Raw genomic sequence first — 19,709 nt, 5'->3', positions numbered from 1 at the left:
TATGATGGAGTTGCGACGTGGCCCTCCAGGGATGGCTCTCTCCATTCGGGAACGTGGCAGCACAAACATCAGATGATATGACTTGACAGCGCCGGCAGTCGCAACGTCGGCCAACCTGGAGCACCCATGCGCCTTTCCCGTTCCGTCGTCGCCGTGACCCTGTCGGCCTGCCTCGGCTACTGCGCCGTGCTGGCCGACGCCTCGCCCAGCCGCCACGAGGCCCGTGAAGCCAAAACGTCCCTGGCCGGCCTGGGCCAGTTCCTGCCCCGGGTGTCGCCGGCCGCCTCGGCCGTGGTGACCGCCCGTGCGGGCTTCCGCGAGCTGCGCGACATCGTCCAGGCCTCGGCGCTGATGCACGACTCGCGGCCTTCGGACGAAGCCGCCCGCCAGGCCCATGTGGCCCTGTGGGCTGCCCTGGAAAACGACTTGCGTCCGGCTCCGGCCGACATCGGCCCCGGCCCTTCTGGCCTGTTGCCCGGCCAGGACTGAGCCGACCGGTCCGCGTCGCCCATTCGGGGCAGGTCCCGGCCTGTCCTGGGCAGCACCCAGTTTTGACGGCGCCATGGCGCGTAACTGCCGCCTGACAATATCTCTCGGCTCCAAGGCCGCCCCGCCCACGGGGCGACGGCCGGCGCGCAAGCCGCGGCGCGCCGGCCCCCCCCTTTGAGGGACGTGCTTTCGCCCGCTCCTGCTCCAAAGGCAAAACAGTCGTGATTTCCGCAAGATGCCGGGCATTTTCCGGCCTCTCCCTTGACACCGGACCATTCGGTTGTTACCCGTTTGGCACTCGAAAGCCACGAGTGCCAAACGGGGACGCGCCATGCCTCTTGCCGAACGCGAACGGGAAGTCCTGACCACCATCATCGAAGCCTACGTCGCTTCGGCCGCGCCCGTGGGTTCCCGCATCGTGTCCAAGCGCAGTTCGCTGGGGCTTTCCGCCGCCTCCATCCGCAACATCATGGCCGACCTCACCGAGGCCGGCTATCTGGAGCAGCCCCACACCTCGGCCGGCCGCGTGCCCACGGCCAAGGCCTTCCGGCTCTATCTCGACCAAGTCATGCAGGTGGCCCCCCTGGGCGAAGACCAGATGCGCCGCATCCGCGACAACCTCACCTTGGCGGGCCTTGAGATCGACGACGTGCTGCGCCAGACCTCGCGGCTGCTGTCTGGCCTGTCGCTCCAGGTGTCGGTGGTCATCGCCCCCAATCCGGCCGGCGCGCGCTTTAAGCGCATCGACTTTTCCCTGCTCAACCCCGGCCTGGTCATGGTCATCCTGGTGCTTCAGGGCGGGCTTGTGCGCAAGCGCGTCATCGAGACCACCCCGGACGTCACCGCTGACGATCTGGTCGTTTGCGCCAATTACCTGAACCATCTCTTTACCGACCGCACCCTGGCCGAAGTCCGGGCCAGCATCGTGCGCGAGATGGACGAGGCCCGCCGCTCGCTCAATGCCCTGTGCCTGCGCGCCCTGACCATGGCCCGCTCGGCCTTCGAGCAGGAGCGCGCCCCGGCCAGCGAAGTCATCGTCGACGGCACGCCCAACATGCTGGCCCAGCCCGAATTCACCGACGCCGAACACATGCGCGAGCTCATGCGCGTCCTGGAAGAGCGCACGATTTTGCTCGACCTTCTGGACAAAACCGTAAACGAGCTTAAAACGGTCATCATACTCGGCGACGAGTCGGATCAGGCCGCCCTGGCCGATCTTGGCGTCATCACCGCCCCGTATGGGTCGGGATCGCGCGCCCAGGGCGCCATCGGCCTCATCGGCCCCCTGCGCATGGATTACGCCCGGCTCGTTCCGGTGGTGAACTACACCGCCGGGGCGCTCACCCGGTTGCTCGATCGGCACTATTAGCCTCGACCCGTCCGCGACCGCCCAGGCCTGCCTGGGCTTTTCGTCGCGCCCAAACGTTTGTTGTGGAGGAATCATGGTCCCTGAGGAAAAACTGCCAGACGCCGAAACCGCCCCCGAAACCCCGGCCGAGGAAACCCCGGCCACCCCGGAGGACACCATCGAACGCCTGCGCGCCGAACTCGCCGCCGAAGCCGACAAGCGCCTGCGCGCCCTGGCCGAGACGGAAAATCTGAAAAAGCGGCTTATCAAGGAAAAGGAAGATTTCCAGAAATACGCCACCGAAAGCTTGGTCTCGGAGCTTATCCCGGTGCTGGACCATCTTGATCTGGCCCTGGCCCATGGCCGCGGCAACGAAGCCTGCAAGGACTTTGTCGTCGGCGTGGACATGACCCGCAAGGCCTTCATCGACATCCTGGCCCGCCACGGCGTCACGGAATTCGGCGCGGTCGGCGAAGCCTTCGACCCCGAGACCCACGAGGCCATCGGCGTGGCCAGCGTGGCCGGTCTGGCCGAGGACGCCGTGGCCCAGGTGGTCCAGCGCGGCTACATGCTGCGCGGCCGGCTGCTGCGTCCGGCCAAGGTCATGGTCAACAAGGCGCAATAAATCGTTTTTTCGCGGCTGCCCCTTTACTCGCCGAAAACGGGGCTTATATAGCACTCGTTCGAGAAATACCGCGCCGCAAGGCACAAGCACATACAGGCAATGATAAGGAGGAAAGGCTGATATGGGTAAAATCATCGGGATCGACCTCGGGACCACCAACTCCTGCGTTTATGTCATGGAGGGCAAGGACCCGAAGTGCGTCACCAACCCCGAAGGCGGACGCACCACCCCGTCCATCGTGGCCTTTACCAAGGAGCGGCTGGTCGGCGAAATCGCCAAGCGCCAGGCCGTGACCAATCCCGAGCGCACCATCTTCGCCATCAAACGCCTCATGGGCCGCCGCTACGACGCCCCCGAGGTCAAGCATTGGCTGGAGCACTGCCCCTACAAGATCGTCGAGGGCCAGGGCGGCGACGCCTATGTCGAGGTCGAGGGCAAGAAGTACAGCCCGGCCGAGATCTCGGCCATTATCCTGGGCAAGCTCAAAAAGGACGCCGAGGCCTATCTCGGCGAGCCCGTCACCGAAGCCGTCATCACCGTGCCGGCCTACTTCAACGACGCCCAGCGCCAGGCCACCAAGGACGCCGGCCGCATCGCCGGCCTTGAGGTCAAGCGCATCATCAACGAGCCCACGGCCGCGTCCCTGGCCTACGGCTTCGATAAAAAAGCCAACGAGAAGATCGCGGTCTTCGACCTTGGCGGCGGCACCTTCGACATCTCCATCCTCGAAGTCGGCGACAACGTCGTCGAAGTGCGCGCCACCAACGGCGACACGTTCCTTGGCGGCGAGGACTTCGACCACCGCGTCATCAGCTATCTGGTCGACGAATTCAAGAAAGAGAACGGCATCGACCTGTCCCAGGACCGCATGGCCCTGCAGCGCCTCAAGGAAGCCGGCGAAAAGGCCAAGAAGGAACTGTCCACGGCCATGGAGACCGAGGTCAATCTGCCGTTCATCACGGCCGACGCCTCCGGTCCCAAGCACATGATGGTGAAAATCACCCGGGGCAAGCTCGAATCCCTGGTTGACGACCTGGTCAAGCGCACCGTCGAGCCTTGCCGCAAGGCCCTGGCCGACGCGGGCCTCAAGGCCTCCGACATCGACGAAGTCGTGCTGGTCGGCGGCATGACCCGCATGCCCCTGGTTTCCAAGACCGTGCAGGAGTTCTTCGGCAAGGAGCCCAACCGCTCGGTCAACCCCGACGAGGTCGTGGCCATGGGCGCGGCCATCCAGGGCGGCATCCTGGCCGGCGACGTCAAGGACGTGCTGCTCCTCGACGTCACCCCGCTGTCCCTGGGCATCGAGACCCTGGGCGGCGTGTTCACCAAGCTTATTGAGCGCAACACCACCATCCCGACCCGCAAGAGCCAGGTGTTCACCACGGCGGCCGACAACCAGCCCTCGGTGTCCATCCACGTGCTCCAGGGCGAGCGGCCCATGGCCAACGACAACATGACGCTCGGACGCTTCGAGCTCACCGGCCTGCCGCCGGCGGCTCGCGGCATCCCCCAGATCGAGGTCACCTTCGACATCGACGCCAACGGCATCGTCAACGTCTCGGCCAAGGACACCGGCACCGGCAAGGAGCAGTCCATCCGCATCACGGCCTCCTCGGGCCTGTCGGAAGCCGATATCCAAAAGCTCATCAAGGACGCCGAGTCCCACGCCGAGGACGACAAGAAGAAGCAGGCGCTCATCGAGATCCGCAACCAGGCCGACACCCTGGTCTACACCACCGAGAAGTCCCTGGCGGAACTCGGCGAGAAGATCGACGGCGTCACCCGGGGCGAGATCGAGGCCAAGCTCAACAACGTCAAGGAAACGCTCAAGGGCGAGGACGCCGACGCCATCAAGCGCGCCACCGACGACCTGTCCCAGGCCTCGCACAAGCTGGCGGAAAAGCTCTACCAGCAAAAGGCCGAAGAGGGCGGACAGCCCGGCGGTCCCCAGGCCGGCGCGGCCGGCGGACAGCCGGGAGCCAAGGCCGGCGGCGACGACGACGTGGTCGACGCCGACTACACCGAAGTGAAATAACGACCAGTCCCGCGCGGGCTTGCCTTCGCCGGCCATTGCGCGTATCGAAAAGCCTGACCCGTCCCCGGACGGGTCGGGCTTTTTTTGTGCCCTCACGCCACGGCGGCCCGGCCGCCAAACCCCGGTTCGCCCAATGAACGTCACGACCACGCATCGCTTCTTCGCCCCGCGCCTGGTGGCCGGGCTTGTCGCCTGTTTCCTCGCCGCTTCGCTCGCCGGTTGCGCCGGGAGCTTTTTCGGTTCTTCCCAGCCGGCTCCCGCGCCGACGCCGCCTCCGCCGCCTGTGGTCCAGCCCGAGCCGACGCCGCCGCCCAAGCCGGCTTTCGCCAATTCCATCGCCATGCTGCTGCCCCTTGGCGGCCCGTTTCGGGAATTCGGCGGCCGGGTGCAAAAGGGCGTCAAGGCCGCTCAGGAGCAGCTGGAAAAAGCCGGCACGCCCCTGGATGTCCACGTCATCGACGCCACCCAGCCGGGCTGGCTCGACGCCGTGCGCAACCTGCCCCCCGAGGTCACGGTGGTCGGCGGCCCCATGCACCGGCTGACGCTCAAGGAACTCGAAACCGCCGGCATGTTGCCGACCCGCGTGTTTGTGGCCTTCATGCCCTCGCTCAATGAAGCCCGGGAAGGCGTGGACGCCTGGCGCTTTTTCCCCAGCGCCGAGGACGAGATCGACGCCCTGTTGCGGCTGGCAGGCGGCGACTACGGCATCAACCAGTTTGCCGTGTTGCGTCCCGGCGACCGCTACGGCCAGACCATGGGCGACGCCTTTGCCCTGGCCGCTTCCAAGATCGGCGCGCAGATCACCGCCACCGGCGTCTACAATCCCCAGGACCCGGCTAGCTGGGAAACCGCCGTGGCCGACATGGTGCACACCAGCGGCGGCCGCCCGGGCTTTGGCGCGGTGTTTTTGCCCGACGAATGGGCCAGGGCCGACAAAGTGCTGCCTTCCTTTTTCAAAAACCGGGTCGAGGATCTGCTGATCCTCGGGCCGCAGCTGTGGACCGAGGCCCTGTATCGGGCCGCCGCCACCAAGGCGCAAATAAACATCCAAAACTACCGTCTGGCCGTGTGCCCCGGAGCCTGGTGGCCGGAAAACCAGGGCCAGGCCACCCAGCAGCTCGTGGCCGCCATGCGCGCCCAGGGCGTGGAACATCCTGACATGTGGGAGGCCGTGGGCTTCGATTTTGCCCGCATGGCCGCGCGTCTGGGCCGCCTGCCCCAGGGCCTGCCGCCCCAGGACGTCAGCGCCCGGCTGGCCCAGGCCGTCAACGGCCTGGACTTCAGCATGGCCCCGCTGTCCTACGGCCCCGACGGCAAGGCCCATGTGGCCATGTATCTCTTTAGGCCCTCGGTCACCGGCCCGGTGCTGCTTGATCCCGAAGGCTTCCGCCAGCGCTTAAACGCCATCCGGCAAAAGGCGCTGGAGAATCCGGCCCCGGAAAACGAGCAGTCCTATTCGCCGGTCCAGCCGGTTCCGGGGCAGGCTCCGACCGCGCCCGGCCAGCCCGGCGTTCCGGCCCAGCCGAGCCAGCCCGTCCCGGCCCAGCCCGCACCGGCCGCGCCGGTCCCAGCCCATCGCCAGGCGATTTCGATTTCCCAACCCCAAGGATAACGACGTCATGCACATCTCTTCCGAAGACGCGGCCAAGGTGGCCAAGCTGGCGCGGCTGCGCCTGGACGACGACAAGCTCGAACGTTTCGCCGGCCAGATGGACGGCATCCTGGCCTACATGGAAACGCTGGGGTCGGTGGACACGGCCGGCGTGGAACCGCTGTACAGCCCGGTGACCCACGAAACGCCCATGCGGGACGACGTGGCGGCCAAGGCCTGTTCCCGCGACCAGATCCTGGCCAACGCCCCGGCCACCGACGGCCAGTTCTTCATCGTCCCCAAGATCGTGTAGGCGCGGGGCGGCTTCGCCCCTCCACATATCACGCGACGCCAGCCAGCCCGGCCTTGACGGCCCGGCGGCGGCCTTGAAGGGTTTTTCCATGTCCGACATCACGACCCTGTCCCTGACCGAAGTACGCGACAAGCTCGCCCGCAAGGAACTCTCCGCCGTCGAGGCCACCAGCGCCTGCCTTGCCCGTATCGAGGCCACCGAGCCGAAAATACACGCGCTGCTCCACTACGACGCCGAGGCGGCTCTCGCTGCCGCCAAGGGCCTGGACGCCGCCGGCCCCAATTCCGACCAGCGCCTGTGGGGCGTGCCCGTCCTTATCAAGGACGCCATCTGCGTCAAAGACGCGCCCACCACCTGCGGTTCCAAGATCCTGCAAAATTTCACGCCCTTCTACGACGCCTCCTGCATCGAGAAAATGCGCGCCGCCGGTGCCGTGATCCTGGGCAAGGCCAACATGGATGAATTCGCCATGGGGTCGTCCACGGAAAATTCCGCCTACAAGGTCACGGCCAACCCCTGGAACCTGGGCAAGGTGCCCGGCGGTTCCAGCGGCGGGTCCGCCGCCGCCGTGGCCGCCGGCCAGTGCTTCGCCGCCCTGGGCACCGACACCGGCGGCTCCATCCGCCAGCCCGCCGCCTTTTGCGGCACCGTCGGCATCAAGCCCACCTACGGCCGCGTCTCCCGCTACGGACTGGTGGCCTACGGCTCCAGCCTCGACCAGATCGGCCCCCTGACCCGCACCGCCGACGACGCCGCCGCCGTCCTCGGCGTCATCGCCGGCCACGATCCCAAGGACTCCACCTGCGCCCCCCGCGACGTGCCCGACTTCGAGGCCGCCCTGGCCGGTGCGGCTGATCTGGCCGGGCTGACCATCGGCCTGCCCGACGAATACTGGGGCGAAGGCGTGGACGCCGAAGTGCGCGACGCCTGCCGGGCCGCCGTGGATACGGCCAAATCCCTGGGCGCGAATGTCGTGCCCGTGTCGCTGCCCCACACGCCCTACGCCGTGGCCACCTACTACATCGTGGCCATGGCCGAAGCCTCCTCCAACCTCGCCCGCTTCGACGGCGTGCGCTACGGTTACCGCGCCCCCGAAGCCCAGTCCCTGGAGGAACTCTACGAACTCTCGCGCTCCAAGGGCTTTGGGCCCGAAGTCCAGCGCCGCATCGTGATCGGCGCCTACGTCCTCTCGGCCGGCTACTACGATGCCTACTACCGCAAGGCCGCCCAGGTCCGACGCCTCATCCGCCAGGATTTCCTCACCGCCTTCGAAAAATGCGACGTCATCTGCGGCCCCACCTCGCCCTTCGCCGCCTTCACCATCGGCCAGATGAGCGACGATCCGCTGCAGATGTATTTGAGCGACATCTTCACGATTTCCCTGAACCTCGCCGGCCTGCCCGGCCTATCCATGCCCGTGGGACTGGGCGCTGCCTCGGCCATGCCCATCGGGATGCAGCTCTTTGGCCGCGCCTTCGATGAAGCCACCATCCTGCGCACGGCCAAGGTCCTCGGCAACGCGCTGCCACTGCTGCCCAGGCCGGCGGCGGTGTAAAAGAAGCGGAAGAAGATGAAGAATGCCTCCGGCGGCCAAAGGGGCTGAGCCCCTTTGGAAACCCCACCTGGGTGGCCAGGGGCCACGGCGTCGGTAAAGAAGAGATGGGATTCCAAAGGGCGGCAGCCCTTTGGCCGCCGGAGGCTTCCCCCCTGATCATCCCCCAACCATCCATCACCCCATGCGCATAGCCGTCGCCGTTTCCGGCGGGTCGGACAGCCTGCTCGCCCTGGGTCTCCTGCGCGCCGCCGGCCACGACGTCGCCGCCCTGCACGCCCATTTCCTGCCGCCGGGCGACAAGGCCTTGGCCCTGGCCGAGGCCATCGACGCCCAGTGCCGCGCCCTTGGCATACCCTTTGCCGCCGTCGATCTGTCGCGGGAGTTTCGCGACCGGGTCATCGATCCCTTTGCCGCCGCCTACGCCGCCGGGCGCACGCCCAACCCTTGCGCCGCCTGCAACCGTGACATGAAGTTCGGCCTGCTCCTGGACGCCGCCCTGGCCCAGGGAGCCGAGGCCATCGCCACCGGCCACTTCGCCCGCATCAAACAGACGCCGACCGGGCCGGCCCTTTTTCGCGGCGCGGACGACAGCCGCGACCAGAGCTATTTTTTGAGCCTCGTGCCGCAACATGCCCTGGCCCGGGCCGTCTTTCCCCTGGCCGGCCGGCACAAGGCCGAACACCCGGCCGCCCTGGCCGCCCTTGGACTGACCCCGCCGCTGCCCAGCGAATCCCGCGAAATCTGCTTCGTTCCCGGCGACGACTACCGCGCGTTTCTGAAGGATCAGGGCTTCCCCCTGTCCGGCCCCGGCCCCATCGTCCTGGCCGACGGCAAGCGCCTGGGCACCCATCAGGGGCTCTGGCGGCACACCATCGGCCAACGCAAGGGCCTGGGCATCGCCTACAGCGAACCGCTCTACGTCATCGACAAGGATCCGGTCGCCAACGCGCTTATTGTCGGCGTCAAGGCCGCGCTGGCCGCGACGCTCTGCCGCACCGGCCCGGCCAATTGCCTCGTGCCGCCGGAGCACTGGCCCGAAGCCGTCCTGGCCCAGACCTGCTACCGCATGAAGCCTCGGCCGGCCGCGGCTCGGCTGACGGCTGACGGCGGCCTCGACATCATTTTTGCCGAACCCGTCGCCCGCCCGACCCCGGGACAGGTGGCCGTCCTCTACGACGCCCACGGCCGGGTGTTGGCCGGCGGCGAGATCATTGCCGCCCCCGGCCTTGTCATCCCGGAAAACCTTGGCTAAATGGCCTTGACCCCGCACCACGGGGTCCGGGAACCATCCTCCATGCCGACTACTGACAACCGCCGCCTGTATTGGCTCCTTCTGGCCGTCCTGCTGGTCGCGGCCGTTTGCCTGCGCCTGCTCCATCTGGGCGATCCGTCCTTGTGGTGGGACGAGTTCATTACTCTTGGCACGGCCCTGCTGCCGGTCAAACGGATGCTCCATACCCTCTCCGTCATCGGCCCATCGGATTTCGGGGGCGAGTTTTTTCCGCCGCTCTACCACCTGATCACCCGGGCCGTGCTGACCGTCACCCACGACGACACGGCTCTGCGCGGCATCAGCGTCGTGGCCGGCACGGCCACCGTGGCCGTGATGTACGGCTTTGTCGGCGAACTCTTCACCCGCCGGGCGGGCCTTTTCGCCGCCGCCCTGACCACCTTTTGCGTCTACCACATCCACTATTCGCGGGAACTTCGCCCCTACAGCCTCTTTACGCTGCTGGGCCTGCTGTCGCTGTGGACGCTTTACCGCGCCCTTAATCGGGGAGGGCTGGCCAACTACGTCGCCTACGCCGCCGCCACCACGGCTATGTGCTACAGTTCGTCCATGGGCACCACCAACATCGGTGCGCAGGGGCTTTTCACCGCCTATTATCTCCTGCGAGGCCTCGTTTCCCGCGAGCTGACCCCGCGCCGGGCCCTCCACAAAGGGCTGGCCCTGGCCGCCTGCGTGGGCGTGGTCGGGCTGTGCTTCCTGCCCTGGCTGCCGGCCTACCGCAACATCTTCGCCTTGCTGCGCCAGGAAAAATCCCCGGGCATCCCGGAGGGGTTTGTCGTCAGCGTGTTGACCGAATTCTTCGCCTATGCCGCGCCCAAGCGGGGCTTGCCCTGGCTGCCTCTAGCGCTCGCCAGTCTTGGCGGGCTGGGCGTTGCCTTGGCCAAACCCCGCCTGCGGCCGGGCCTCGTCTTACTGGCCTTTTTTGCGTTTATGCCCGTGGCCGCCTTTCTGCTGGCCGGCACCCAGCTCGAAATCAGCTCGCGCTACGTGTTCAACGCCTTTTTCGCTCTGCTCGCCCTGGCCGGGCTTGGCCTGGACGCCGGCCTGAACAGGATCGCCGATTATGTCGGCCTTACGCCGTCACGGCGCGCCCTGACCCTGCCCCTGGCCGGTCTCGGCTGCTGTCTGCTCCTTTGCGCCATGGATCTCTCCACCCTGCCGTCCTATTACCGCCGCGAGACGTCATACAACAAGGAACTGGCCGACTATCTGGCCTGGAACAAGAACAACGTCGACTATCTTTTTCTGCAAAGCAACAGGAACCCCAAGCTCATTACCAACTGGTACCTGCCCAGCGTCTACAAGACCCTGGCCCAGTATCAGCCCAAGGGCTACAAGCGGGCCTACCACGTCATCCAGAGCGACTTGAATCCGGCCATGAAACCCTTTCCCATGCACAAGGTCGCCCGGTTCATGGATTCCGCCGTCTACCGTCTGGGGCTTGTGAGCGCCGCCCCGGTGGTGCTTTTCCCGGACGCGGCCGGAAACGCCGTCTATGCCGACACATTCGACGACTACCGCTTTTACGCCGATTGCGAGGAAGCCGACAACATCGCCCCGGAAAGCCGCTACCACACGCTCACCCACTACGATTACGAGCGCCCGGGCCACGTCCTCTACCGTTTCGTCGCCGCCCCGGGCACGGCCTACGCCGCCGGCCGGCTGTCCCTCGACTTCTCGGCCATTTTCCTGGAGGGCATCCCGTCCGATTCCCGGGTGACCATCGCCCTGGCCGTCGGCGACGGCCCCTTGGTCCCCCTGGAGACCCTGACCGGCGACGCTTTCCTCGGGCCCGACGGCAAGCTCGTTGCGCCCAACTACGAAAAACGCCGTTTCATCCACCGCGACTATCCCCTGTCCCAGGCCATTACCGGCGCGTCAACCCTGCGCCTTCGCATCGACTACGGCCCGGTGGCCAATCCCGGCGTCATTGAGGTCAACGGCCTGGAACTGGCCGCCACCCTGACCGGCCGCCCGGCCAACGCCGATCCGGCCCAAAGTGCTTTGGAGCGCGTGGCCGCCAACAACGCCCTGGCGGCCTGGAGGCCCGGACAGACCCGTCTGGACGCCGCGCTCTACGCCTTCCCGACCCGGCCGGGCATCCCCCAGGGACCGGCCAATCCGGCCGACGCCCTGCCCGGCTTCCTGGCCGAACACCCCAGCCTCGAACCGGTTTTCGCCATCCCCGGACCGGACGGCAAGCCGGCCTACGTCCTCTACGATCCGGCCCTGGCCCGGCCCTTCCTCCCTCTGGCCGCGGATCGACCGGAACGCCTCCTGGAAAATGACGCCGCACCGACGGAATTCGCCTCCCTCAAGCTCACGGGCGCGCTCAACCGGCCAAAGCTCGCCGTGGCCGGGCGCGGCCTGGACATCGGCGTCCTGGCTCCGTCGCCCTCGACGCTGCTCTTGACGCGCTCGGGCCTCGGCGTGTTGCGCTTCGAGCCGAGCTTTGCCCGGGAAGCCGAAGCCCTGGCCGCCTTTCCCCTGGCCTACAACATCCGCAAAAACGCCGACGAGGACTGCCTGGCCTGCCGCGACGCCGCGCCCTGTTCGCTGACCGTGCCGCTGAGTTCGGCCTATCCCATCACGGCACTGCGCATCCTGTCCTACCCGCGCATCTTCGCCGACAAGGCCGGCAAGAACCGGCTGACCGTGGCCTTTTCCGAAGACGGCGCGAAGTTTACAACGCTCGATACCCTGGCCAGCAACCGCAGCGGCCACTGGGAAGGCCTCATGGTACGCCGGATTTCCGTCCTGCGTTTCACAAAGCCCATCCACAACGGTTTCGTGCGCTTCGATTTTTCCGGCCCGGGCGTGCAACTGTGGTCGCGAGACGACACACCCATGCGCATCGAGGCTGTCCTGGACACGTCCGCCTTCACCGGCCTGCCGGCCCCGGCCGGCTCCTTTGCCGTCGAACTGCTCCATAACGGCGGCCAGCCGCTTTCCCTTTTCCTCACGCCCGAACTCCTGCCCTACCGGCCGGACCTCCAGGACAATTACTAATGCCGCTTGACGGTGAGCCCGGCCAGGAGAACAACGCGTGAGCCGCGCCCTGACCAAGGCGCTTAGCAGCCAGTGGGCGGCCACCCTCTACGCCGCCGCCGTGTCCGTGGGGCTGACCTTCCTGCTCGGCCGCGTCCTGGGTCCGGCCGGGTTCGGCGAATACTCCTACCTCCTCACCCTGGGGTCGCTTTTCGCCATCCTGCAGGACGGCGGCTTTTCCACCCTGGTCTTTCGCGAAACGGCCAAGGCCGGCCTGTCCCCTGTTCCGGGTCGGCCGTCGCTTTTGTCCCTGGCCTTGGGTCACCTGTTGGCCGTGACGCTGCTCGGGCTTTGCCTGATCCCGCTTTTCCCGCACGGGCAACGCCTGCCCCTGGGCGCGGCCGTGGTCTACTACGCCCTGTTTTGCGCTTCTTCGCTGGTCTCCTCCGAACTCAAGGGTCACAACAATTTCGCCGCCGAGGCCTTGTGGCGGGCCGTGGTGCGCACGGCCACGGCCCTGGCCGCCGGGGCCGCCCTGCTTTTCCCCTCGCCCGGCCCCCTGGCCGTCTTCGCCGGTCTGGCCGTGGGCCAGCTGTTGGCCCTGGCCACGCCCTACGCCCGACCGCTGCTGACGCGGCCCAAAATCGGCCTGTACCGCGACGTCTACGCCCCCTGCGCCGCGTTTTTGTGCATCTCGGCCGCCACCACCATCTATTTCCGCTGCGACATCGTGCTGCTCAAGTTCCTCACCGGCGATGACGCCACCGTCGGCAACTACGCCGCCGCTTACCGCCTCATCGAAGGCGTCATCATGCTGGCCACGCCCCTGGCCCACGTGTTTTTCCGCAAGCTGCGCGTGAGCCTCGACGACCAGGGCGCCTTTGGCCGCTCCTTTCGCCTCATGCTCGGCGTCATGATCGCCCTGGCCGTCGCCGCGACCATAGGCGGCCTCATCCTTGGCCCGTTTATCCTGCGTCTGGCCTTTGGCGACAAATACGCCGCCGCCGAGCCGCTTCTGGCTTGGCTGCTGGCCTCGCTACCCTTTATCCTGCCCAACTACGTCCTGACCCAGGGTCTTGTAGCCCTTGGCCGCGAGCGCTACTACGCCGTGGTCACCATCATTGCCGCCGTGCTCAACATCGCCCTCAATTTCCTGTTTATTCCACTGCTTGCCGCCAAGGGCGCGGCCCTGGCCACTGTGGCCACCGAAGCCGCCCTGTGCGCCGGCCTCGGCTGGGCCTTCGTGAAGTGGGGATTCACGAAGAGATAAGAGCGGGGCTCCGCCCCGCACCCCGCCGGGGGGATGATCTCCGGACCCCTCGACAGGTTTATCCCTTGCAGCCTCCGCCGCCTGCGCCTATTCTTTATAAGCGACGTGCCGCCAATCACGTCCACAACCCCTTTCCCCCCTTCTCCCAAGTGGGGGGTCTGGGGGCCTCAGGCCCCCAGCCGCCGGAGGCCTCTTCCCCATGCGTAAAGGAACCGAAAAAAAACCAGCCATCACCATACGGCCGGAGGCGTTGGAGCGTTTCCTCGCCCAGGCTTTCGGGCCTGACGCGCGCCTGGCCGGAGCCTGCGAAATGGGCGTGGACGACCAGGGCATGAAGGAATTCGGCTACGGCAAGCCGGTGTGCCTGAAGTTCGAAGCCGGCGGCGAACTGCGCCGGGGCGTGCTGTCCATCATGCGCGGCGACAAGTACGGCCACCAGTTCTACTGGGACCGGGCCGCCATCCTCATGTTCCAGCATGCCACTTCCGGAGAGATGGAAAAGCATGTGCGCCCCATGGCCCTGGGCTATTTCGACGAGGACGACAACCTCGTGCCCGTGTCCCGGCCCCGGGAATTTTTCATCGTCACCGAGAAGGCCCCGGGCTACGATTATTATCTGGATTTGGCCCGCATCCAAAAGACCGGCCTGGAGGCCAAGGATCTGGCCATGGCCCGGGAGTTCGCCCGCTGGCTGGCCCGGGTGCACAGCGCCAAGAAGGACGACGCCGACCTCTATCTGCGCCGCATCCGCAATTTGATCGGCGCGTCGGAGTGCATCTTCGGCCTTGTGGACGCCTATCCCTATCCCTACGAGCTGTTTGCGCCCGAGCGTTTTTGCGCCCTGGAAAAACGCGTCATTGACTGGCGCTGGAAGCTTCGGGCCTTCACCCACCGCTTAAGCGACGTTCACGGCGACTTCCACCCCTGGAACGTGCTCATTCAGGAAGAGGGGGAGACGCGCGATTTCGCCGTGCTGGACCGCAGCCGGGGCCAATGGGGCGAACCGGCCGACGACGTGGCCACCATGAGCCTCAATTTCGTGCTCTTTGGCCTCTACGGCGGCGCGCGCCTTGGTGGCGACTTCGAACGGCTCTACCGGACCTTCTGGGAGACCTATCTGGAGCGCACCAACGACGCCGAAATGCTTGCCGTCATCGCGCCGTTCTACGTTTTCCGGGGGCTGGTGGTGGCCTCGCCCCAGTGGTATCCCGGCCATCCCGAGGCTGTGCGCCAGGGGTTGTTGCGTTTTCTCGAAAACGTGCTGGAAGACGACCGCTTCGACTGGGCCAACTTCAACCGCTATATGGACTGATCCCCATGCCTGCCGCCATTTGGTTCACCGGACTGCCCGGCTCGGGCAAGAGCGCCCTGGCCCGGGCCGTGTGCCACTATCTGACCCTTGCCGGGGGCGATGTGGCGTTGCTCGAACTCGACGACCGGCGCAAGGCCTATTTTCCCAAGCCCACCTACAGCGAGGGCGAACGCGAAAAGGCCTACAAGCTTTTTGCCGAGGAAGCGGCCGGTCTGTACCGGAAGCATACAGGGTTGGTGGTCATGGATGCCTCGGCCCCGCGCCGGGCCATGCGCGATTATGCCCGGTCGCTTATGCCGCACTTCGCCGAAATCCACGTCCGCTGCTCCCTGGCCACGGCCATGGCCCGGGAGGCGGCCCGGCCCGAAGGCAAGGTCATGGCCGGCCTCTATGCCAAGGCCATGATGCGCAAAGCCACCGGCCGCGACTTCCCGGGTCTGGGACAGGTCATTGGCGTGGACGTGCCCTTCGAGGAAGACCCGGCCGCCGAATGCGTGGTGGACGCCGAACGGTTGTCCATCGAGGAAGGACGCGACCTCGTGCTGGCCTTCCTGCGCGCCTGGCCGCCGGTCTGGGAGAAATGAGACGCGGCTGCCTGTCAGCCCGGCCGAATACCCGGCCGCCACGGTTTCATGACGCCTGCGCTAAGTCCGCTCCCGGCTGTAACCATCCCGCCCGCGCCGGGCACTTGTCTTGCATAATTTCCGGCCAAGGAGTCACCGATGTCCGACGCCCTTGTTCGTACTTGCCCCGGCTGCGGCCAGGCGCTGCGGTTTCCGCCCGATGTCGGCGGCGTGCTCATGGCCTGCCCGGAATGCGGCCACCACTTCGCCTCGCCCTTCCGCCTGGCCGGCAACGCCAAAAAACCGACGCCCCAGGTTCCCCCTGCCGCGCCGCCACTCCAGCCGTCGCAGCCGCCAGCCACCCTCGCCACCGTCAAAAACACCACCCCCGCCGCCCGCGCCGCCGCCAAATACGCGGCCAATAGTTAGAAGAGGGGGAGATGCTCCGGCGGCCGGGGGGGATAATCCCCCCGGACCCCCTTGATGGAAACCACCATTGCTGCGGGCTAGCTTGGCGGATGGGTTTGGGCTAGCTTGCCGCCATGGACGCCGCCCTTGTTGCCGGCCTGCGCGCCGCAAAACCCGTGTGTTTCGTCAATCCCGGCCGCCGGCCCATGGCCGAGATCCGGGACACGTTGCCCGTCACCCTGGCCGACATTGAAGCGGCGCGGGACCGGTTTGCCTGGTTCGCGCCGCTTTTGGCGCGTCTTTTTCCTGAACTCGCGCCGGCCGAAGGCGTGGTCGAATCGCCGCTTCTGTCCGTGCCGGGCCTGGCCCGCCGGCTCCATGAAGCCGGCCTGCCCGAAACCGACCGGGTCTATCTGGCCGCCGACCATGCCCTGCCCGTGGTCGGCTCGGTCAAGGCGCGCGGCGGCCTCCACGCCGTCTTGTGCGTGGCCGAGCGCCTGGCCCTGGCCGAGGGTCTGCTCGCTGGCCCCGGCGACGACTGCCTCCGGCTGGCCGAACCTGCCGCCCGGGCCTTCTTCGCCGGCCATACCCTCTCCGTCGGTTCCACCGGCAACCTGGGCCTGTCCATCGGCGTTTTTGGCCGGGGGCTGGGGTTTGCCGTGGTGGTTCACATGTCGGCCGAAGCCACGGCCTGGAAAAAAGACCGCCTGCGCGCCGCCGGCGCCGTGGTGGTCGAACACGCCGGCGACTATGCCGCCGCCTGCGCCGTGGCCCGGGCCGAAGCGGCCGGCAACGACCGCCTGCATTTCATTGACGACGAAAATTCCGTTGATCTCTTCACCGGCTACGGCGTGGCCGGCCTGCGGTTGCCGGCCAAATTGGCTGCTGCCGGCCTGACCGTCTCGCCGGAAACCCCACTGTGCCTGCACCTGCCCTGCGGCGTGGGCGGCGCGCCGGGCGGCATTGCCCTGGGCGCGCGTCTGGCTCTGGACGACGCCGCCTTGTGCTTTACCGTCGAACCGACCAAGGCCCCGGCCGTGCTCCTGGGATTGGCCACCGGCCGCCATGCCGGCATCGACGCCCGGGAATGGGGCCTGACCGGCCCCACCGTGGCCGACGGCCTGGCCGTGACCCGCCCCTCGGCCCTGGCCTGCGCCTGCCTGGAGCATGTCCTTGACGGCGCGCTCACCGTCACCGACGCCCGGATGCTGCGTCTGGTCGGCGAAGCCCACGCCGCCGACGGCCTGCGCCTGGAACCCTCGGCCGCCGCCGCCCTGGCCGGCCCCCTGGCCGTGCGCCGGGCCGGCTTCCCGGCCCTGGCCGGCCGTCCGGCCGTCCACCTCCTCTGGGCCACCGGCGGCAGCCTGCTCCCCGACGCCGTATTCGCCGAACTGCTCACCCAGGCCGGAGCCTGCGCGTGCTCATAAGCGCCAGCCGGCGCACGGACATCCCGGCCTTCTACAGCCGTTGGTTCATGAACCGGATCAGGGCCGGCTTTTGCGAAGTGGCCAACCCTTTCAACGCCGCCCAGATCAGCCGCGTGTCGCTTCTTCCCGAGGACGTCGCCGCCATTGTCTTCTGGACCCGCGACCCGCGTCCCATGCTGCCCCATCAGCCCGAACTCGCCACCATGGGCCACGAGGCCTTCTTCCTCGTCACGCTCCTGGACAACCCCCGGCCCCTGGACCCCAAATGCCCCGGCCCGGAGGTTTCCGTGCCGGCTTTCCGCGATCTCGCCGCCGCCCTGCCCGGCCGGGTGGCTTGGCGCTACGACCCCATCGCCTTGACCGCCGCCACGCCGCCCGACTGGCATCGCCGCACCTTCGCCCGGCTGGCCGCCGCCCTGGCCGGCCACACCGACCGCGTCATCGTCAGCTTCGTCGAACCCTATCGCAAAATCGCCAAACGCCTGGCCGCCGCCGCTGCGCAAGGCTTTGCCCCCCTCGATGTTCCCGAGGCCGAACGCCTGCGCCTGCTGCTCGACCTGCGCGATATGGCCGCCGCCCATTCCCTGACGCTTACGACCTGCTGCCAGCCGGCCGACTACGCCGCCGCCGGCATCGCCGCCTCGCGCTGCATCGACGGCGACTGGATCGCCGCCCGGACCGGACGCGCCGTGACCGCCGACCGCGACCCCGGCCAGCGCCCGGGCTGCGGCTGCGCCAAAAGCCGCGACATCGGGGCCTACGACCGCTGCCTGTTCGGCTGCGCCTGCTGCTACGCCACCACAAGTTTCGACCGCGCCCGCACGGCCTACGCCCGTCACGATCCCGACGGCGTCAGGTTGTGAAGGGGAAGGGGAATGAGGGAATAAGGGAAGAGGAAGAGCGGGCTCTGCCCGCGCCCGCCGGGGGGATGATCCCCCCGGACCCCTGCAATGGACAAAGGGAAAGGGCTGCCGTTGGCGAGGAGTTCCCCGCCAACGGCAGGACTACTCCCGCGCCACGTACGGCCCGGTCATGCGCGACGGGACCACCACCCGGTCGAACTCCTCGGCCGTGACGTAGCCGAGGTCCAGGGACGCTTCCTTGAGGGTCAGATCATGCTGCTCGGCATGATGGGCGATCTCGGCCGCCTTGTCGTAGCCGATGACCGGGGCCAACGCCGTGACCAGCATGAGCGAGCGGCCCACAAGCTCGCCGATGCGCCGCCGGTCCGGCTCCAGCCCGGCCACGGCGAAGCGGCGGAAGTTGTTCATGGCGTCGGCCAGCAGCCGGATCGACTGCATGACGTTGTGGATAATAAGCGGCTTGTAGACGTTCATCTCCAAAATGCCGCCCGCGCCGCCCAAGGTCACGGCCAGATCGTTGGCCATGACCTGGATCGCGGCCATGGTCAGGGCCTCGCACTGGGTGGGGTTGACCTTGCCGGGCATGATCGATGAGCCGGGTTCATTGGCCGGCAGGCGCAATTCGGCCAGCCCGGCCCGGGGGCCGCAGGCCAGGAGGCGAACGTCGCTGGCGATCTTGAAAAGCGCCGCCGCCAGGGTCTTGAGCGCCCCGGACAGGTGGATAAGCGCATCGTGGCTGCCCTGGACCGTGAATTTGTTGGCGGCCGGCGTAAACGGCAGGCCGGTCAGCGTGGCGATGGCGGCGATGGCCGCCTCGGCAAAGCCCGGCGCGGCGTTGACGCCGGTGCCCACGGCCGTACCGCCCAGGGGCAGGGCATAGACGTCGCCAAGGGCCGCCTTGATGCGGCGCACGGCGTCGCTTAACAGTCCCACGTAGCCGGAGAATTCCTGGCCCAGCGTCAACGGCGTGGCGTCCTGGAGATGGGTGCGGCCGATTTTGACGATGTCCTTCCAGACTTCGGCCTTGGCGGCCAGCACGTCGCGCAGCTTGATGGCCGAGGGCAAAAGCCGCTCCACCGTGCCCATGGCGGCGGCCATATACATGGCCGAGGGAAAATTGTCGTTGGTGGACTGGGCCATGTTCACGTGGTCGTTGGGGTGCACGGGCTGTTTGGACCCCAGCGGCGTGCCGGCCAGCTGGCAGCAGCGGTTGGACACGACCTCGTTGACGTTCATGTTGAACTGGGTGCCGCTGCCCGAGACCCACACGCGCAGCGGAAACATGGCGTCGTGGGCATGGGCGACGATTTCGTCGCATGCGGTCACGATCATGTCGGCCAGTTCGGCCGGCAGCCGCCCCTGGTCGCGGTTGACCGTGGCGGCGGCCTTTTTGAGGATGCCGTAGGCCCGGATGAGTTCCCGGGGCATCCGCTCCTCGCCGATGGTGAAATATTCGATGGCGCGCTGGGTCTGGGCGCCCCAGAGTTTGTCGGCCGGGACGGCGATGTCGCCCATGCTGTCGGATTCGATGCGGTGGTCCATGTTTCGCCTCGCGGTTTGCCGTAGGTCCTGGAATCGCTAGAGCACGCTTGTACGCGCAAACTCTGCCGCAATCGCCACATGGCCGGGGA

The 19,709-nt window shown here is 67.3% G+C and carries 16 protein-coding genes; 15 read left to right on the top strand and 1 reads right to left on the bottom strand.

All coding sequences use genetic code 11. The annotated features are described in order from the left end of the window. Positions 1-126 precede the first annotated feature (126 nt). From C3Y92_RS08015 to C3Y92_RS07945, 15 genes are all read left to right on the top strand, one after another. Positions 127-489 carry a hypothetical protein gene (locus C3Y92_RS08015; protein WP_129351444.1) on the top strand — a complete coding sequence of 121 codons (363 nt, stop codon included), beginning with the start codon at positions 127-129 and terminating at the stop codon, positions 487-489. Positions 490-820: 331 nt separating this feature from the next. Then, complete coding sequence (gene hrcA / locus C3Y92_RS08010) at positions 821-1,858, top strand: heat-inducible transcriptional repressor HrcA (protein WP_129351442.1); 1,038 nt, start codon at positions 821-823, stop codon at positions 1,856-1,858. 73 nt (positions 1,859-1,931) lie between these two features. Further along, positions 1,932-2,462, top strand: a complete 531-nt coding sequence (locus C3Y92_RS08005; protein WP_129351440.1) for a nucleotide exchange factor GrpE — start codon at positions 1,932-1,934, stop codon at positions 2,460-2,462. Positions 2,463-2,583: 121 nt separating this feature from the next. Then, complete coding sequence (dnaK, locus tag C3Y92_RS08000; RefSeq protein WP_015860427.1) at positions 2,584-4,497, top strand: molecular chaperone DnaK; 1,914 nt, start codon at positions 2,584-2,586, stop codon at positions 4,495-4,497. 133 nt (positions 4,498-4,630) lie between these two features. Then, on the top strand, positions 4,631-6,109 hold the full coding sequence (locus tag C3Y92_RS07995) for a penicillin-binding protein activator (protein ID WP_129351438.1): 1,479 nt from the start codon (positions 4,631-4,633) through the stop codon (positions 6,107-6,109). 7 nt (positions 6,110-6,116) lie between these two features. After that, positions 6,117-6,401, top strand: coding sequence for an Asp-tRNA(Asn)/Glu-tRNA(Gln) amidotransferase subunit GatC (gatC, locus tag C3Y92_RS07990; RefSeq protein ID WP_129351436.1), 285 nt, complete (start codon positions 6,117-6,119; stop codon positions 6,399-6,401). Positions 6,402-6,489: 88 nt separating this feature from the next. Beyond that, positions 6,490-7,956 (top strand): Asp-tRNA(Asn)/Glu-tRNA(Gln) amidotransferase subunit GatA, encoded by a 1,467-nt coding sequence (gene gatA / locus C3Y92_RS07985; RefSeq protein ID WP_129351434.1) that lies wholly within the window; start codon positions 6,490-6,492, stop codon positions 7,954-7,956. A gap of 181 nt (positions 7,957-8,137) precedes the next feature. Beyond that, positions 8,138-9,208, top strand: coding sequence for a tRNA 2-thiouridine(34) synthase MnmA (mnmA, locus tag C3Y92_RS07980; RefSeq protein ID WP_129351432.1), 1,071 nt, complete (start codon positions 8,138-8,140; stop codon positions 9,206-9,208). A 42-nt stretch (positions 9,209-9,250) separates the two neighbouring features. Beyond that, positions 9,251-12,256 carry a glycosyltransferase family 39 protein gene (locus C3Y92_RS07975; protein ID WP_165352088.1) on the top strand — a complete coding sequence of 1,002 codons (3,006 nt, stop codon included), beginning with the start codon at positions 9,251-9,253 and terminating at the stop codon, positions 12,254-12,256. A gap of 37 nt (positions 12,257-12,293) precedes the next feature. Next, positions 12,294-13,505 (top strand): oligosaccharide flippase family protein, encoded by a 1,212-nt coding sequence (locus C3Y92_RS07970; RefSeq protein ID WP_129351428.1) that lies wholly within the window; start codon positions 12,294-12,296, stop codon positions 13,503-13,505. Between the two features lie 199 nt (positions 13,506-13,704). Further along, positions 13,705-14,817: a phosphotransferase family protein gene (locus C3Y92_RS07965; RefSeq protein ID WP_129351426.1), complete on the top strand. Its 1,113-nt coding sequence runs from the start codon at positions 13,705-13,707 to the stop codon at positions 14,815-14,817. A gap of 5 nt (positions 14,818-14,822) precedes the next feature. Continuing rightward, positions 14,823-15,401 carry an adenylyl-sulfate kinase gene (locus C3Y92_RS07960; RefSeq protein ID WP_129351424.1) on the top strand — a complete coding sequence of 193 codons (579 nt, stop codon included), beginning with the start codon at positions 14,823-14,825 and terminating at the stop codon, positions 15,399-15,401. Positions 15,402-15,539: 138 nt separating this feature from the next. After that, positions 15,540-15,809, top strand: coding sequence for a hypothetical protein (locus C3Y92_RS07955; RefSeq protein WP_129351422.1), 270 nt, complete (start codon positions 15,540-15,542; stop codon positions 15,807-15,809). 113 nt (positions 15,810-15,922) lie between these two features. After that, positions 15,923-17,215, top strand: coding sequence for a D-serine ammonia-lyase (locus C3Y92_RS07950; protein WP_129351420.1), 1,293 nt, complete (start codon positions 15,923-15,925; stop codon positions 17,213-17,215). Further along, the gene (locus tag C3Y92_RS07945; protein ID WP_129351418.1) at positions 17,206-18,078 is read left to right on the top strand and encodes a DUF1848 domain-containing protein; all 873 of its coding nucleotides are present in this window, start codon (positions 17,206-17,208) and stop codon (positions 18,076-18,078) included. Before C3Y92_RS07950 ends, C3Y92_RS07945 begins: the two co-directional genes overlap by 10 nt. Before the next feature lie 141 nt (positions 18,079-18,219). Here C3Y92_RS07945 and fumC read toward each other — a convergent pair whose 3' ends face one another. After that, positions 18,220-19,620, bottom strand: coding sequence for a class II fumarate hydratase (gene fumC / locus C3Y92_RS07940; RefSeq protein WP_129351416.1), 1,401 nt, complete (start codon positions 19,618-19,620; stop codon positions 18,220-18,222). Between the last annotated feature and the right edge of the window lie 89 nt (positions 19,621-19,709).

The organism is Solidesulfovibrio carbinolicus, assembly GCF_004135975.1.
Taxonomy (GTDB): Bacteria; Desulfobacterota; Desulfovibrionia; order Desulfovibrionales; family Desulfovibrionaceae; genus Solidesulfovibrio; species Solidesulfovibrio carbinolicus.
The sequence above is the reverse complement of the archived record's forward strand: the minus strand, read 5'-3'. Positions and strand labels throughout refer to the sequence as shown.

Coding starts and splice junctions, on each gene's coding strand:
- C3Y92_RS08015 (WP_129351444.1), top strand. CDS start 127: ATGCGCCTTTCCCGTTCCGTCGTCGCCGTGACCCTGTCGGCCTGCCTC.
- hrcA (WP_129351442.1), top strand. CDS start 821: ATGCCTCTTGCCGAACGCGAACGGGAAGTCCTGACCACCATCATCGAA.
- C3Y92_RS08005 (WP_129351440.1), top strand. CDS start 1,932: ATGGTCCCTGAGGAAAAACTGCCAGACGCCGAAACCGCCCCCGAAACC.
- dnaK (WP_015860427.1), top strand. CDS start 2,584: ATGGGTAAAATCATCGGGATCGACCTCGGGACCACCAACTCCTGCGTT.
- C3Y92_RS07995 (WP_129351438.1), top strand. CDS start 4,631: ATGAACGTCACGACCACGCATCGCTTCTTCGCCCCGCGCCTGGTGGCC.
- gatC (WP_129351436.1), top strand. CDS start 6,117: ATGCACATCTCTTCCGAAGACGCGGCCAAGGTGGCCAAGCTGGCGCGG.
- gatA (WP_129351434.1), top strand. CDS start 6,490: ATGTCCGACATCACGACCCTGTCCCTGACCGAAGTACGCGACAAGCTC.
- mnmA (WP_129351432.1), top strand. CDS start 8,138: ATGCGCATAGCCGTCGCCGTTTCCGGCGGGTCGGACAGCCTGCTCGCC.
- C3Y92_RS07975 (WP_165352088.1), top strand. CDS start 9,251: ATGCCGACTACTGACAACCGCCGCCTGTATTGGCTCCTTCTGGCCGTC.
- C3Y92_RS07965 (WP_129351426.1), top strand. CDS start 13,705: ATGCGTAAAGGAACCGAAAAAAAACCAGCCATCACCATACGGCCGGAG.
- C3Y92_RS07960 (WP_129351424.1), top strand. CDS start 14,823: ATGCCTGCCGCCATTTGGTTCACCGGACTGCCCGGCTCGGGCAAGAGC.
- C3Y92_RS07955 (WP_129351422.1), top strand. CDS start 15,540: ATGTCCGACGCCCTTGTTCGTACTTGCCCCGGCTGCGGCCAGGCGCTG.
- C3Y92_RS07950 (WP_129351420.1), top strand. CDS start 15,923: ATGGACGCCGCCCTTGTTGCCGGCCTGCGCGCCGCAAAACCCGTGTGT.
- fumC (WP_129351416.1), bottom strand. CDS start 19,620: ATGGACCACCGCATCGAATCCGACAGCATGGGCGACATCGCCGTCCCG.